Origin of the sequence: Ciceribacter sp. T2.26MG-112.2, from assembly GCF_900492205.1 — a bacterium.
GTDB lineage: Bacteria > Pseudomonadota > Alphaproteobacteria > Rhizobiales > Rhizobiaceae > Allorhizobium > Allorhizobium naphthalenivorans_A.
Window position 1 is genome coordinate 145,645 of the sequence record NZ_UEYQ01000003.1, and the last position, 14,483, is coordinate 160,127.

The 14,483-nt window shown below is 63.5% G+C and carries 14 protein-coding genes; 4 read left to right on the forward strand and 10 right to left on the reverse strand.

Features of this window, described 5'->3' with window-relative positions; translation table 11 throughout:
- Positions 1-30: 30 nt before the first annotated feature.
- Complete coding sequence (locus tag DYZ14_RS06420) at positions 31-795, forward strand: SOS response-associated peptidase (protein ID WP_154720167.1); 765 nt, start codon at positions 31-33, stop codon at positions 793-795.
- Between the two features lie 19 nt (positions 796-814).
- On the opposite strand, the gene DYZ14_RS06425 is transcribed toward DYZ14_RS06420, so the two are convergent.
- The 3 genes from DYZ14_RS06425 to DYZ14_RS06435 all read right to left on the reverse strand — a co-directional run bounded on the left by DYZ14_RS06425 (position 815) and on the right by DYZ14_RS06435 (position 2,713).
- A complete protein-coding gene (locus DYZ14_RS06425) occupies positions 815-1,072 on the reverse strand; it encodes a hypothetical protein (RefSeq protein ID WP_154719933.1) in 258 nt (85 codons plus the stop codon).
- 66 nt (positions 1,073-1,138) lie between these two features.
- Positions 1,139-1,990 (reverse strand): CDP-diacylglycerol--serine O-phosphatidyltransferase, encoded by an 852-nt coding sequence (pssA, locus tag DYZ14_RS06430; RefSeq protein ID WP_154719934.1) that lies wholly within the window; start codon positions 1,988-1,990, stop codon positions 1,139-1,141.
- Between the two features lie 24 nt (positions 1,991-2,014).
- Positions 2,015-2,713 (reverse strand): phosphatidylserine decarboxylase, encoded by a 699-nt coding sequence (locus tag DYZ14_RS06435; RefSeq protein ID WP_154719935.1) that lies wholly within the window; start codon positions 2,711-2,713, stop codon positions 2,015-2,017.
- A 243-nt stretch (positions 2,714-2,956) separates the two neighbouring features.
- Here DYZ14_RS06435 and DYZ14_RS06440 point away from each other — a divergent pair, with 243 nt between their 5' ends.
- Positions 2,957-4,243 carry a sensor domain-containing diguanylate cyclase gene (locus DYZ14_RS06440; RefSeq protein WP_154719936.1) on the forward strand — a complete coding sequence of 429 codons (1,287 nt, stop codon included), beginning with the start codon at positions 2,957-2,959 and terminating at the stop codon, positions 4,241-4,243.
- 34 nt (positions 4,244-4,277) lie between these two features.
- Here the strand turns inward: DYZ14_RS06440 and DYZ14_RS06445 are convergent, their stop codons facing one another.
- The gene (locus DYZ14_RS06445; protein WP_154719937.1) at positions 4,278-6,164 is read right to left on the reverse strand and encodes an ABCB family ABC transporter ATP-binding protein/permease; all 1,887 of its coding nucleotides are present in this window, start codon (positions 6,162-6,164) and stop codon (positions 4,278-4,280) included.
- A 131-nt stretch (positions 6,165-6,295) separates the two neighbouring features.
- Positions 6,296-8,344 carry a LysM peptidoglycan-binding domain-containing protein gene (locus DYZ14_RS06450; RefSeq protein WP_154719938.1) on the reverse strand — a complete coding sequence of 683 codons (2,049 nt, stop codon included), beginning with the start codon at positions 8,342-8,344 and terminating at the stop codon, positions 6,296-6,298.
- Positions 8,345-8,500: 156 nt separating this feature from the next.
- Between DYZ14_RS06450 and DYZ14_RS06455 the strand changes: the two genes are divergently transcribed.
- On the forward strand, positions 8,501-9,121 hold the full coding sequence (locus tag DYZ14_RS06455) for an LOG family protein (RefSeq protein WP_154719939.1): 621 nt from the start codon (positions 8,501-8,503) through the stop codon (positions 9,119-9,121).
- A 12-nt stretch (positions 9,122-9,133) separates the two neighbouring features.
- Here the strand turns inward: DYZ14_RS06455 and DYZ14_RS06460 are convergent, their stop codons facing one another.
- A complete protein-coding gene (locus DYZ14_RS06460; protein ID WP_154719940.1) occupies positions 9,134-9,463 on the reverse strand; it encodes a DHCW motif cupin fold protein in 330 nt (109 codons plus the stop codon).
- Between the two features lie 53 nt (positions 9,464-9,516).
- Positions 9,517-10,428, reverse strand: coding sequence for an EamA family transporter RarD (gene rarD / locus DYZ14_RS06465; protein WP_154719941.1), 912 nt, complete (start codon positions 10,426-10,428; stop codon positions 9,517-9,519).
- Between the two features lie 149 nt (positions 10,429-10,577).
- Between rarD and DYZ14_RS06470 the strand changes: the two genes are divergently transcribed.
- Positions 10,578-11,468 (forward strand): protein-L-isoaspartate O-methyltransferase family protein, encoded by an 891-nt coding sequence (locus DYZ14_RS06470; RefSeq protein WP_154719942.1) that lies wholly within the window; start codon positions 10,578-10,580, stop codon positions 11,466-11,468.
- A 5-nt stretch (positions 11,469-11,473) separates the two neighbouring features.
- Here DYZ14_RS06470 and cimA read toward each other — a convergent pair whose 3' ends face one another.
- The 3 genes from cimA to pip are packed head-to-tail and all read right to left on the reverse strand — an operon-like array spanning position 11,474 to position 14,482.
- The gene (gene cimA, locus DYZ14_RS06475; protein WP_154719943.1) at positions 11,474-13,090 is read right to left on the reverse strand and encodes a citramalate synthase; all 1,617 of its coding nucleotides are present in this window, start codon (positions 13,088-13,090) and stop codon (positions 11,474-11,476) included.
- Complete coding sequence (locus DYZ14_RS06480) at positions 13,087-13,524, reverse strand: hypothetical protein (protein WP_154719944.1); 438 nt, start codon at positions 13,522-13,524, stop codon at positions 13,087-13,089. Before DYZ14_RS06480 ends, cimA begins: the two co-directional genes overlap by 4 nt.
- 1 nt (position 13,525) lies before the next feature.
- Positions 13,526-14,482, reverse strand: a complete 957-nt coding sequence (gene pip / locus DYZ14_RS06485; protein WP_154719945.1) for a prolyl aminopeptidase — start codon at positions 14,480-14,482, stop codon at positions 13,526-13,528.
- Between the last annotated feature and the right edge of the window lies 1 nt (position 14,483).

Genomic DNA, 14,483 nt, shown 5'->3' on the forward strand with positions numbered 1-14,483 from the left:
GGTACGGCGCCAGGTGCGATGCACATCCTCATGTGCGGACGCTTTTCACTGACGGCGACACCCGAAGATGTTCGGGAATTCCTCGGGCTTCTGGAGCTCGAAGATTTCCCGCCGCGCTATAATATCGCCCCGACCCAGCCGATCCTGGTCGTCGTCGCCGGCGACCGACACGAGCCGGGCAGCAATCTGCCGGATCGCAAGGCCGTCCTCGTCCGCTGGGGGCTGATGCCGTCCTGGGTCAAGGATCCGAAGGAGTTTCCGCTGCTGATCAATGCCCGCGCGGAAACGGCGATCGGCAAGGCCTCGTTCCGGGCCGCCATGCGCCACCGTCGCGTGCTGGTCCCCGCCTCCGGTTTTTACGAGTGGCATCGGCCGGCGAAGGAGAGCGGCGAGAAATCGCAGGCCTATTGGATCAGGCCGCGCCACGGCAAGATCGTTGCCTTCGCCGGGCTGATGGAGACCTGGGCGTCCGCGGACGGTTCCGAAGTCGATACGGCCGCGATTCTGACGGTCAATTCGAACCAGACGATCGGCCGCATTCACGACCGCATGCCGGTCGTGATCAAGCCGGAGGATTACGAGCGCTGGCTCGACTGCAAGAGCGGAGAGCCTCGGCACGTCGCCGATCTGATGACATCTGCCGAGGAGGATTTTTTCGAGGCCGTCCCCGTTTCCGACCTAGTCAACAAGGTCAAGAACACCGGACCGGAAGTGCAAGCACCCGTCGGGGAAAGCCTGGCGGTGGCCAAGCCGAAGAAGACGTCATCCGGCGGTGGCCAGATGAGCTTGTTCTAGCCAGGAAACGCTCCAGCCTTCAGGCGGTGGCCTTCTTGGCTGGCTTGCGCTTCAGCATCAATGCCGCGGCGAGAACAGCTTTCAGGCCGAGTGGACGATAATAGGAATCGAGATTCTGTGGCGCCGGCTTTTGCTCGGCGGGGGCCTTGGTGGTCATGTCATGCTCCTGCAGCGTTTCCCAGATATTTTCTTGTTTTTGCTTTTTCGCTCTATTTGAGCAGATCATGACAAAAGCGTGACGCAGGCATCCACGCAAATCAATTTTGATCAGAAGCAAGCATATTTCGCGAGTTGAGCGCCATTCTCGCGGAAAAAACATGCCGTCCGGTGGTGGAAACGTGCCTTAGAGGCCGCGATCGATCTCGGAGAGACCCTTTTCCGGAGCCTCTTCGCCGATGGTCAGCGTGCCGTAGCGGCGGTGCCAAAAGCGGGCACCGAAGGGCAGGGAGAGAATATAGCCGAGGACCGTGAGCGACAGCACCTCCCAGGTAAAGCTCATCAGCAGTGCCACATAGAGCACCACGCCGAGGATCATCGGCAGGACGAGATCGCGGCGAATGCGGCTGGTCTCCGACTTGCCCGACCAGACGGGCAGGCGGCTGACCAGCAGATAGGCGATCAGGATGGTGTAGACGGAGCCCGCAAAAGCCACCGGCGCGCTCGGCGGCACCCCAAGAAAGCCCAGATAGACCGGCAGCAACACGAGCATGGCGCCGGCCGGGGCAGGCACGCCGACGAAGAATTCCGACTGCCACGGAACCTTGGTCTCGCGCTCGGCCATGACATTGAAGCGCGCCAGGCGCAACCCGGCGGCGATCGCATAGATCAGGGCGGCGATCCAGCCGAACGACCTGGCCTGGTCGAGGATGAAGACGTAGAGCACCAGGGCGGGGGCGACACCGAAATTGACGATGTCGGCAAGCGAATCCATCTGCGCGCCGAACTTGGACGTGGCCTTCATCATGCGCGCGATACGTCCGTCGATCCCGTCCAGGAAGGCCGCCGCCAGCACCATCATGACGGCCAGTTCATAGCGATTCTCGAAGGCCAGGCGAATGCCGGTCAGGCCGGCGCAGATCGCCAGCACGGTGATCAGATTGGGCACGACCAGGCGCAACGGAATTTCGCGCAGCCGCGGTCCTCTTGCACGATCGTGATGCCCATTCTCTTCGGCCGGCGGCTTCTGCGTCTGCATGGCGCTCTCTAGTCCTTCCTCGCCTCAGCTGCGGCGGCTGACCACGGGCCCCTTGGTCGAGCCGAACTCGGCGATCACCGTCTCGCCGGCAATGGCGGTCTGGCCGATCGACACCCGCGGTTCGGCACCGGCGGGCAGGAAGACATCAAGACGCGAGCCGAAGCGAATGAGGCCAAAGCGCTCGCCGGCGGCCAGCGGATCGTTGGGATTGGCCCAGCAGACGATGCGGCGGGCCACCAGGCCGGCGATCTGCACGACGCCGATCTTGCCATGGCCGGTCTCAATGACCAGGCCGTTGCGCTCATTGTCTTCGCTCGCCTTGTCCAGCTCGGCATTGAGGAAGCTGCCTTCGCGATAGACGATGTTGTCGATCCGGCCGCGCACCGGCGAGCGGTTCACATGGCAGTTGAACACGTTCATGAAGACCGAGATGCGCAGCATCGGCTCGATGCCCAGGTGCAATTCCTCTGGCGGAACGGTCATCTGGATGGCGGAGACGCGGCCATCGGCCGGGCTGACGACGAGGTCGTCATCCTGCGGCGTGACGCGCTCAGGATCGCGGAAGAAATAGGCGCACCACAGGGTCAGCACCATTCCGACCCAGAACAGCGGCTCGAAGATCCAGCCGAGGATCAGGGAGGCGACGAAGAAGATGGCGACGAAGGGATAGCCTTCCTTGTGCACAGGCACGATAGCCTTACGGATACTCTCGAACAGATCCATGAAAAACCTCGTTTCGCTGCAAAGGATCGACGTGGCTGACTAACCCGAAAGCGTGCCGGGGGCAATGCTCTCGCATCGGAAACCCCATGCCGCGTCATCACGAGCTTCGGTCCGACCATTTTTGGTAGGTGGGGCCGCGTGCACCATCCGTCAATATTTCCCCCCTAGAACGATAGGTAAAAACTTGCATCGGCCCGTTTTGGAAAGTTCTCATCCGGCATCCCCCGCATGATGGAAGCATAATTGTCCAGTATTGAACAAAAAGTGATCCGGCAACCCGATCTGACGGGACACCGCGCGGTTTTCTGGCTGGCGGTCGACGGGCGCCCGATCCCGCGATTTGTAGCTGAACATGGCGTGGCCGCGCCGGTTTCGATCGAGATTCCGAAGGCGCCGGTGGCCTACTTCGTGCCGGTCGAGGCCGAGCGCCTGGGCAGCGCCATCGGGGAACTGCGCCGAACGCTGGGCGAGCACGCTTATCTCGTCCTTGCCTCCGACAGGTTGAGCCCCGCCTGGATCCAGCGCGCGATCACGCTCGGCGCCGACGATGTCGTCGATCCGACTTCGGCGGAAGATGTCGCCATCTGTCTCGCCCGAACAAGCCGGGCGATCGAACGGGCGCGCGGTGCGCAGACCGAGCATGCCTGCCTCGCCATGGAGCGTGACTACCTGCAGGCCTGCATCGACAACCTGCCGGCGCCGATCTTCTTCAAGAACTCGGAAGGTATCTATGTCGGCTGCAACGGTGCCTTCGCCGAGTTCATCGGCAGCCCGCCGGACGGCGTGGTCGGCCGCTCCGTCTACGACGTGGCGCCCGAAGCCTTGGCCCAGCGCTACCAGGCAGCCGACGATGAACTGCTGGAGCGCGGCGGCACCCAGGTCTACGAGAGCGAGGTCTGCCACTCGGGCGGAACGCGGCGCCATGTCATGTTCCACAAGGCGGCGATCAAGGGTGGGGACGGGCGTGTCCGTGGCATTGCCGGAGCCATCCTCGACATCACCGAGCGCAAGACGCTCGAAGCACGCCTGACCGAGGCCGCCGAGCGCGATCCGCTGACCAATGCCTATAACCGTCGCAAGTTCTTCGATCTGGCCGAGCAGATGGTGCAACAGGCCCGTGATGACGACAAGCCCCTGGCGGTCGCGGTCATTGATGTCGACCACTTCAAGCTGATCAACGACAGGCTCGGCCATGCCGAAGGCGACAATGCACTGCGGATGATCGCCGGAACACTGGAGAAAACGGTCGGCAAGGGCAATGTCATCGCCCGCGCCGGCGGGGAGGAGTTCTACGCGCTGTTCATCGGCGGGTCGATCACCGAGGCAAAACAAACCGCCGATCGCATGCGCATGGAAGTCGAGCGCATTTGTCAGACGACAGCCTTGTCGGCGCTGGCCGGCACGGTCAGCATCGGTCTTGCCGCTTTCCGCCCCCGGGAAGAGAACCTGGATGAGGCATTGAAGCGCGCTGACGACGCGCTCTATCGGGCCAAGAACAGCGGCCGCAATCGACTTTGCGTCGCGGCTTAAGCCGAGGCCACCCGCTCCGGCCGCGGTCCGTGGCTCAGACCGCTGGCGGCTTGCGCACCACGATCCCCAATTCGTCGCTCTCGCGCACCTGACGCAGGTGTTCCTCCGCCTGGGTCGCCTCGCGCTGGCGGTTCCACATCGAGGCATAAAGCCCGCCCAAGTCGAGCAATGCCGCATGCGTGCCGCGCTCGGCGATCTCGCCTCCCTTGAGCACGATGATCTCGTCGGCGTCGACGACGGTGGAGAGCCGATGGGCAATGACGAGCGTGGTGCGGTTCTTCGACACGATGTCGAGCGCCGCCTGGATCTCCTGCTCGGTCGTGGTATCCAGCGCCGAGGTCGCCTCGTCGAGGATGAGGATCGGCGGCGCCTTCAGCACGGTGCGGGCGATCGCCACGCGTTGCTTTTCCCCGCCCGAGAGCTTCAGCCCGCGCTCGCCGACCTTGGTCTGGAAACCGTCCGGCAGGTCGGTGATGAAGTGGCCGATCTGGGCGACGTCGGCGGCTTGGGTGATCTCGGCGTCACTGGCCGACGGTCGCCCGTAGCGGATATTGTAGGCGATCGTGTCGTTGAACAGCACGGTGTCCTGCGGCACCATGCCGATCGCCGAGCGCAGGCTCTTCTGGGTGACGTCGCGCACGTCCTGGCCGTCGATGGTGATCGACCCCTGCTGGATGTCGTAGAATCGATAGAGAAGACGCGAGATGGTCGACTTGCCGGCACCGGAGGGGCCGACCACGGCGACCGTCTTGCCGGCCGGCACTTCGAACGACACGCCCTTGAGAATGGGGCGCTGCGGGTCATAGGCGAAATGCACGTCCTTGAATACGATGGCGCCCTGTCCGATGACGAGGTCAGGTGCTCCGGGCTTGTCCACCACCTCCGCCTCGACCTCGAGCAGGTCGAACATCTGTTCGATGTCGGTCAGGCCCTGGCGGATTTCCCGGTAGACGAAACCGATGAAATTGAGCGGTACGGCGAGCTGCAGGAGCATGGCGTTGACGAAGACGAAATCGCCGATCGTCTGCTCGCCACGGCTCACCGCCATGGCTGACATCACCATCATCACGGTCGTTCCGAGGCCGAAGATCACGCCCTGGCCGAAGTTCAGCCAGCCGAGCGAGGTCCAGACCTGGGTCGCCGACTTCTCGTAGCGCGCCATCGACTGGTCGAAACGGCTCGCTTCCATGTCTTCATTGCCGAAATATTTGACCGTTTCGAAGTTGAGCAGCGAATCGATCGCCTTGGTGTTGGCGTCGGTATCGCTGTCGTTCATCGAGCGGCGGATGCCGATCCGCCAGTCGCTGGCGCGGATGGTGAACCAGATATAGGCCCAGACCGTGACGGCGGTGACCGCGAGATAGGAGAAGCCGTAACCCCACCAGAAGATCGCCGCGGTCAGCAGGAATTCGATGAAGGTCGGAACCGAGTTTAATATGGTGAAGCGGACGATCGTCTCGATGCCCTTGGTGCCGCGCTCGATGATGCGCGACAGGCCGCCGGTCTTGCGCTCCAGATGGAAGCGCAGCGACAGCTTGTGCATGTGCACGAAGGTCCGGTAGGCGAGTTGGCGCACCGCATATTGCCCGACGCTGGCAAACAGCGCGTCGCGCAACTGGTTGAGGCCGACCTGGGCGATGCGGGTGAGGTTGTAGACGATGACCAGCGCCACGGCGCCGAGCAGGAAGGCGGGCAGTATGCCGGCCATGTCGAGCTTGCCGTTGAGCGCGTCGGTCGCCCATTTGAAGAAGTAGGGGACGAGGATCAGGACGAGTTTCGAAACGAGCAGGAAGACTGTTGCCCAGACGACCCGCATCTTGAGGTCCAGCCGGTCGCGCGGCCACATATAGGGCCAGAGGTTGACGAGCGTATTGAGGGGATTGCTGCTGTCTGCCGAAACCGTCTTTTTGTTGCCAGCCATTCCTTGATCCACCCCGAAAGTCTCTTTCGCGCCAAAAAAGCGGCGACCCCTTGGGAGCCGCCGCCTGATCTCGCACATAGGGCCTCACCTTGCCCAATGCAATGTCGTGGCGGAGAAACTTCCCCGCCGGCCTAGTTGCCGCTTTCGCCGCTCAGGCGCCTGCGGTGGATTTCCTCCGCATCGGGCAAAGCTTCGCTCGGAACCTCGAATACCTGGCCCGGCTCGATCAGGTCAGGATTGTTGATCAGATTGGAATTGGCGAGGTAGATCGTCGTGTAGCGCACGCCCTGGCCGTAGACGCGGCGCGAGATCTGCCACAGCGTATCGCCGCGACGGATGATCACGCTGTTGCGACTTTCGGTCAGCGGCGGCTGCTCGATCGTCTTCGGCGCGGCGGCCGTCGTCTGAGGCGTGACCGGTTCAGCGGGCGCGGTGCCCGGGGTGGCCGGGGCTTCCGCGGTGGGCAAGGCCAGATCCGACGACGGTGCCGAAGGCGAAAGGACCGCCTCGACCAGCGCGGCGATCTTCGGCAGTTCGGCGCCGACCGCCTCGATATCGTTCGGCAGGCCCTGGAGGGCGGTATAGGCCTTTGCCGCCTTCACCGCCGTTGCCGCGACGAAGTCGACGATTGGCTTGGCTGCCGCTGCCGCGGGGCGGAAATCGGCGATCGACTTCAAGCTGATTTCGCTCGCCGAGCGGGCGGCGGCAAGCTCTTCGAGAACCGGCTTCTTTCCGTCCGCATAGAGACCTTGCAGCAGGGCGAAGGCCTGGCCGAGCGAGCCACGCAACTTTTCGAAGGCGGCGAGATCGACCGGCACCATGGCGCCGCCCTGACCCGAGGCCGTCTGGCTGTTCTGCGCGACGACGGAAACCTGTTCGCCTTCCGGGCGATTGAACGGCACCGAGGTCCGCACGACCACCTGACCGGCGGTATCGAGCAGTTCGGCGTGAATGACATGCGCGCCGACCGAAAGCGTGATGCGCCCTTCGATGACGAAATTGCCGCTGGCGTCGGCCACGGCATTGCCGATGACCGTGTCGTCCGCAAAGCCCCGGACCGTACCGCCGACCGGCGCCTTGCCGGCTATGAAGATGCGGTCGCCCTCTATTTCGACGGCGGACACCTGGATTTCCGGGTTCACGACCGCCGCACCGTCACCGGCTGCCGGCTGGTCGGCCGTCGGCGCGGTTGCGGTCTGGCCACTCTCGGGCGCTGCCGGCGCTGCTGGCGTACTTGCGCCGTCGGCCGCCGCGACACGCTCCTGCTTGGCTGCGGAATTGACGCTTTCCGGCAAAGTGATCAGCCGGCTCGCTTCGCCGGGCTTGGACACCATGGCGAGCAGCTTGCCGTCCGCATTGGCGGGAACGGAGATCGTCGCGACTTCCTCCGACGTGACCGACTTTCCGTCCTTGCCGGTCGCCTTGAGCTGCAGGCTGTGGTCGCCGGGCGGCAGCGGCTGGTCGAGTACGGCGGCAAAATCGCCGCTCGGATCGACGTCGAGCGTGGCGATCACCTTGTCGCCGGACATGATCTCCAGCCTCGAACCCGCAGCCGCATTGCCGGCGATCACGGTCGAACCGTCGGGCTCGACGCGCAGGATGTCGAAGCGCGGCAAGGCGGCGTCGGCGGCGTTGTCGGGCGCTGGCGCGGGGGCGGAAGGGGCCGCCTCCGGTGTCGCTGTGCCCGTAAGCGCACCTTCGATCGCGGCGATCAGCCCGGCGGCCTTGGCCGGATCGTCGGGCAGCGCCTCGATCAGGGAGAGTGCCTGGGCGGCGCCGTCGCGGGCCGTCTTCATCGCCGTGTCGAGCGTCGCGTCGATGCCGGCCGGAATGTCGAGGGTGACGAGCGCCTGGACGGCTGCCCTCGCTACGGCCTTGGCGGTGGCGAACGCGTCGGCCGCAGGCGTACGGCCCTCGGCAAACAACGCCTTCATGCCGGTCACCGCGGTTACAGCCTCCGCCTTCAGCCGGTCCATCTTTTCAGCTGCCGCCTTGGCAGTATCCGCCACGGCTGATTCCGCCTGTGTCGCCGCGTCCTTGGCTGTGTCGACGGCCGGGGTCGCGACCTTCGACGCATCCTCCTTGACCGGCGAGACGCGCGGCAGGACGAAGAACACCATCAGCAGGGTCGAAACGCCGAGCACCAACAGGGCGACCCAAAGGGCGCGGTTTTTCATCATCGTCAGTCTCCGGGCGGAACAGCCGCCATAATCTCTAAAAATTGCTAGCCCCATATTTCGACTTTCACAAGCGTTCCCAAGGGATTCGGGATTGTGGCAAACAGCTTTCCGTCAATTTTGTTGACCTCGCCGTCGCTCCACGCTCATGTTTCGGACATGAGTGAAAAAGCATCTTCGATTCGATCCGTCTGCGTCTATTGCGGTTCCCAGCCCGGACGCGATCCGTCTTACCTCGCCGCGGGCCGTGCGCTCGGCCGCTCGATCGCGGCACATGGTCTGCAGCTGGTCTATGGCGGCGGCACCAAGGGGATCATGGGCGCCGTCGCCAGCGGCGTCCTGTCGAACGGCGGGAAGGTGACCGGCATCATCCCGGAATTCCTCGTCGACATGGAAGCCACGCGCCATTCTCTGGGCCAGCTCGACGAACTGATCGTGACCAGGGACATGCACGAGCGCAAGCACGCCATGTTCGAGCGCGCCGATGCCTTCGTCACCCTGCCGGGCGGGATTGGCACGCTGGAAGAGATCGTCGAGATCATGACCTGGGCGCAGCTCGGCCGACACGAGAAGCCGATGGTGTTTGCCAATGTCAACGGTTTCTGGGATCCGATGCTCGACCTCGTGCGCCACATGCGCGAGCAGGGCTTCATCCATACCGCCCACAGGGTTCAGCCGATGGTGATCGCCGAGATCGACGACATCGTGCCGGCGATCCTCGAGAAGCTCGAAACGGTCACCGACCTCGACGGGGCCGACGAGGTCATTTCCCGGCTTTGAGGCCAGAGCCGGTCAATCGACGATGAACAGCCGGGCGCCGATCTTTGTGGAGGAGCGGTGCGGCTCGGCATTGTCGGCCACCTGATAGCTCATGCCCGGTTTCAGTACGAAGACGCGGCCGTCGGCAAGCTCGGTTGTCAGTTCGCCCTCGAGGCAGAGCAGGACATGCCCCTTGACGCACCAGTGATCCGCCAGATAGCCGGGCGTGTATTCGACCATCCGAACCCGGACCGGACCGAATTGGCGTGTGCGCCAGCTGGCGGAGCCCGTCTCCCCCTTATGCTCCGTCGTCTCGACCATGCTCCAGTCGGTGGTGCCGAAGGGAATGTCCGACATCTGCATCTGACGTCTCCGATTTGTTTTGGGCCGAGCGGCCGCCCGCCCGAGCCCGCCTTTCAGCGGTTGCGATACTCGCGGATCATCGGCCAGGAATAGGTGATCAGGGCGGCCCAGATGAACAGGAAGGCAATGAACTTCGTCTGTCCGAAGGGCTCGTTAAATACGAAGACCGCAGTGATGAACACCATGGTCGGCGCGATGTACTGCATCATGCCGATCGTTGACAGCCGGAGCAGCTTTGCCCCGTTGGCGTAGGTCATCAGCGGGATGGCCGTGGCAATGCCGCTGAAGAACAGAAGGCCGATATCGGTTGCGCCGGAGCCGTTGGACAGATGCCCGGTGCCGGCCAGTTCAATGAACAGGATATAGAGGCAGGCCGGTACGGACAGGATCAGGACTTCGAGGAAGAAGCCCTGGTTGGGCCCGATCGGCAGCGTCTTGCGGAAGAAGGCGTAAAAGCCCCAGCTGAAGGCAAGCGCCAGCGAGATCCATGGCAGCCCGCCGGCATCATAGGTGAGGATGGCAACCGCGATTGCCGCCAGGAGCACGGCGATCTTCTGCGGCAGCATCATCCGCTCCTTGAGCAGGATGGCGCCGATCAGCACCGAGATCAGCGGGTTGATGTAGTAGCCGAGTGCGCCCTGCAGGGCCTGGCCGGAGGTGATCGCATAGACATAGACCAGCCAGTTGATCGTCACGAGGGTGGCCGTGACGAACGCCATGGCGAGCATGGACGGCGTGCGGATCGCCTTCCAAACGTCGCCGCCGCGCTTGAGGAAATACAGAATGACACCGGTGATCGGCAGCGACCAGACGATGCGGTTGGCAACCACCTCCATCGGCGGAATATGCGCCACCAGCTTGAGGTAGAGCGGCAGGAAGCCCCACATGAAATAGGCCGCGAAAGCGAAGGCAAATCCGCGCGCGCTGTCCTCGTTCTTCACCGCAGGTGCAATCTGTTCGGTCATGATGGACATTCCTGATCGATATCTCGGCCATGCGAGTTATCGGATGGCTTGCGAATGGGCAAATTCATTCGGGTGAACAATGGTCGATTGCTTTTGATGCGTGCACACGGCAAATTTGCAGTCGGGGGCCACGCAGATGGAGGCGGATCATGCTGGCCGGTTCGACCATGGAGCAGCGTCGGCACTATGCGGTGCGGATGCTGCAGAAGGCGGGTGTCCTGTCGGATGACCGCCTGGCGGATGCCTTTTCGCGGGTCAGGCGCGAGGATTTCCTCGGCCCGCCGCCCTGGCTGATACAGGAGCGTGGCGGCTATCGTGAGGCGCCCTCGCATGACGTGGCGACGCTCTATGAGGATGTGTTGGTGGCTCTCGACGCCTCGCGCGGCGTCAACAATGGCAGCCCCTCGCTACACGCGCTGGCCCTTCATTCGCTGTCGCCCCAGGCGGGCGAAACGGTGGTCCATGCGGGTGCCGGAACAGGCTATTACACCGCAATCCTGGCTGAGCTTGTCGGCGCGCAGGGGCGTGTGCTTGCCGTCGAATACGATGCCGTGCTTGCCGACCGGGCGCGGACCTGCCTGGCCGGCCACCTCAACGTCGAGGTTGTCTGCGGCAATGCCCTGGAATGGCCGAAGCACGAGGCCGACATCATCTACGTCAATTTCGCCGTCGACCGGCCGGCCGAGGCCTGGATCGAGCGGCTAAGGCCGGGTGGAAGGCTGCTGTTCCCGCTGGGCGTCCCCGTCTTCGAGGGGCGCAACAAGGGTCCGGAATACACCGCCATGGCCGGGTTCCTGCTGGTGAGATGGGAAGCCGGAGGCTACTCCGCCCGGTTCATCGAAGGCGTCTCGTTCATCTGGGGCGAGGGGGTGACCCCGTCCGACTGGGCCTGCCACACGCGCCTGCGCGCCGCCTTCGCCGACAATTGGCGGGCGGTCCAGAGCCTGCGCTGGAAGGGCATACCGGCGGAGGACGAATGGTACTCCGAGCCGGACTGGGGGCTGTCCACCCATGCGCTGGCCGTTGCCGCGGCGGAGTGACGCCGCTATTCCGCCGCGATCTTGCCCGCCAACTGTCGGTTCTTCATCAGCTTGTAGACGACCGAATCCATCAGCGCCTGGAACGAGGCGTCGATGATGTTTTCCGACACGCCGACGGTCCACCAGCGCACGCCGGTATCGTCGGTGGATTCGATCAGCACGCGGGTGATGGCTTCGGTGCCGCCGTTGAGGATGCGCACCTTGTAGTCGGCAAGCTCGAGATCGGCGATCTCGGCCTGGAACTTGCCGATATCCTTGCGCAGCGCCAGGTCGAGCGCGTTGACCGGACCGTCGCCTTCGGCGACCGACATCACGGTCTTGCCGTCGATCACCATCTTCACCACCGCCTCGGACACGGTCTTCAGCCGGCCATGGCTGTCGAAGCGGCGCTCGACCATAACGCGGAAACTCTCCACCGCGAAGAAGTCCGGCACGGTGCCGAGCGTGCGACGCGCCAGCAGTTCGAAGCTCGCATCCGCGCCCTCATAGGCATAGCCCGACGCCTCGCGCTCTTTGACGATCGCAATCAGCTTGTCGAGGCGCGGATCCTGTCTGTCGACCTCGATGCCGCGCCGCTTCAACGCGTTGATGAAATTCGCCTTGCCGCCCTGATCGGAAACCATGACCTTGCGGAAATTGCCGACGCTGTCGGGCACGACATGCTCGTAAGTGCGCGGGTCCTTCAGCAGCGCCGAGGCATGGATGCCGGCCTTGGTGGCGAAGGCAGACGCCCCGACATAGGGCGCCTGATGGTCGGGCGAGCGGTTCAAGAGCTCGTCGAAGGCGTGCGACAGCCGGGTGAGCTCGACCAGCTTGTCCGTGTCGATCGCCGTTTCGAAGCGCGACGCATAGGTCTCCTTCAGACAGAGCGTCGGGATGATCGTCACCAGATTGGCATTGCCGCAACGCTCGCCGATGCCGTTCAGCGTGCCCTGGATTTGGCGTACGCCGGCTTCCACGGCGGCTAGCGAATTGGCAACCGCCTGGCCGGCATCGTTGTGGGCATGGATGCCGAGCGAGGCGCCGGGAACACCGGCGGCGATCACCGCCTGGACGATGTCGCGGATTTCCGCCGGCTGTGTGCCGCCATTGGTGTCGCACAACACCACCCAGCGCGCCCCGGCCTCATAGGCCGCCCTGGCGCAGGCCAGCGCGTAGGCGGGATTGGCCTTGTAGCCGTCGAAGAAATGTTCGCAATCGACCATCGGCTGCTTGCCCGCGGCGGCGACCGCCTCGACGCTCTCGCGGATGCTGTCGAGGTTTTCGTCGTTGGTGCAGCCGAGCGCCACCTCCACATGATAGTCCCAGGTCTTGGCGACCAGGCAGACGGCATCGCTCCTGGCCTGCAGCAGCTGCGTAAGACCCGGATCGTTAGAGGCCGAGACGCCGGCCCGCTTGGTCATGCCGAAGGCGACGAAGGAGGCCCGCGTGGTGCGCTTCTTGGCGAAGAAGGCCGTGTCCGTCGGGTTGGCGCCCGGATAGCCGCCCTCGACATAGTCGAGACCGAACTCGTCCAGCATGGCGGCGATGGCAATCTTGTCCTCGACCGAAAAATCGACACCCGGCGTCTGCTGGCCGTCCCGCAGCGTCGTGTCGAAGAGGTAGATTCTTTCTATGCTCATTGTGCTGCCTCTACCTTGTCTGCAATGGGTAGCTCCTCCCACATGCCTTCCTGTGGGAGAGCCATGCCCCAGTTGATGCCTGAGAAGCGAAGATCAAACTTTACGCCGCTAAATTGATAGTTGTTCATCGCTTCGGTTAGGCGTTTCTGGTTGAATATGAAGAATCTGTTGGGCAAGCCAGTGGGAACGTAGGCCAGAACGTAAAACAGATTATCCGTTTGTTTTTTCTGTTTTATCTGCCAAAAATTTTTCGTTTTCATCCCCTTCACGTCGACCAAGAAAGTCGTCTTTTTGTCGGGTGCCAAAACAAAGAGATCTGCTAGCGGCGTATTATGACCCATTGTGAATCCGACATCGCAGCCTCTCTTGCAAAGCTCGCTTGCGACAGCGAACTGCGCAGCCCACTGTGTCTGATGCCTTCCCCCATTGCTCATTCTATTTCCCCGCGAACCGGTCCGTCGCGCGGATCAGCTGGTCGAGGATACCGGGCTCGAGATAGGCATGTCCCGCTCCCTCGATCAGGTGGAAATCGGCCTTGGGCCAGGCCTTGTGCAACTGCCAGGCATACTTGGCCGGGCAGGGCATGTCGTAGCGGCCGTGGACAATGACGCCCGGAATGTCCTTGAGCTTATGGGCGTCGCGCAGCAACTGCCCTTCCTCCAGCCAGCCGGCATGGACGAAGAAATGGTTCTCGATCCGGGCAAAGGCGATCGCATAATCGTCCTCGCCGAAATGCGCGGCATAGTCCGGATTGGGCAGAAGCGTGATGGTCGCGCCTTCCCAGGTGCTCCAGGCAATCGCGCATTCGAGCTGCTTCTTCTTGTCCGTGCCGGTGAGATAGCGACGATAGGCGCCCATCATGTCGTGGCGCTCATCCTCCGGGATCGGTGCCTGAAAGAGCTCCCACCGGTCGGGGAACATTTCCGACACGCCGAACTGGTAGTACCAGTCGAGCTCCGCCTTAGTCAGCGTGTAGATGCCGCGCAGGACCAGTTCAGACACATGCTCCGGATGCGTCTCCGCATAGGCGAGAGCCAGCGTCGAGCCCCAGGAGCCGCCGAAGACCAGCCATTTCTCGACGCCCATCAGCGTGCGAAGCCGTTCCATGTCGGCCACCAGGTGCCAGGTGGTATTGGCGTCCAGTCCGGCATGCGGGGTCGACTTGCCGCAGCCGCGCTGGTCGAACAGCAGGACGTCGTAGAGCGCGGGGTCGAACAGGCGCCGCTGCGTCGGGCTGGTGCCGCCGCCCGGACCGCCATGCAGGAAGACGGCGGGCTTGGCACCCCGGGTGCCGACGCGTTCCCAGTAGATCGTATGGCCGTCGCCGACATCGAGAAAGCCGGCCTCGAACGGTTCGATCTCCGGGTAGAAGCCGCGCAAGTCACTGGTCATG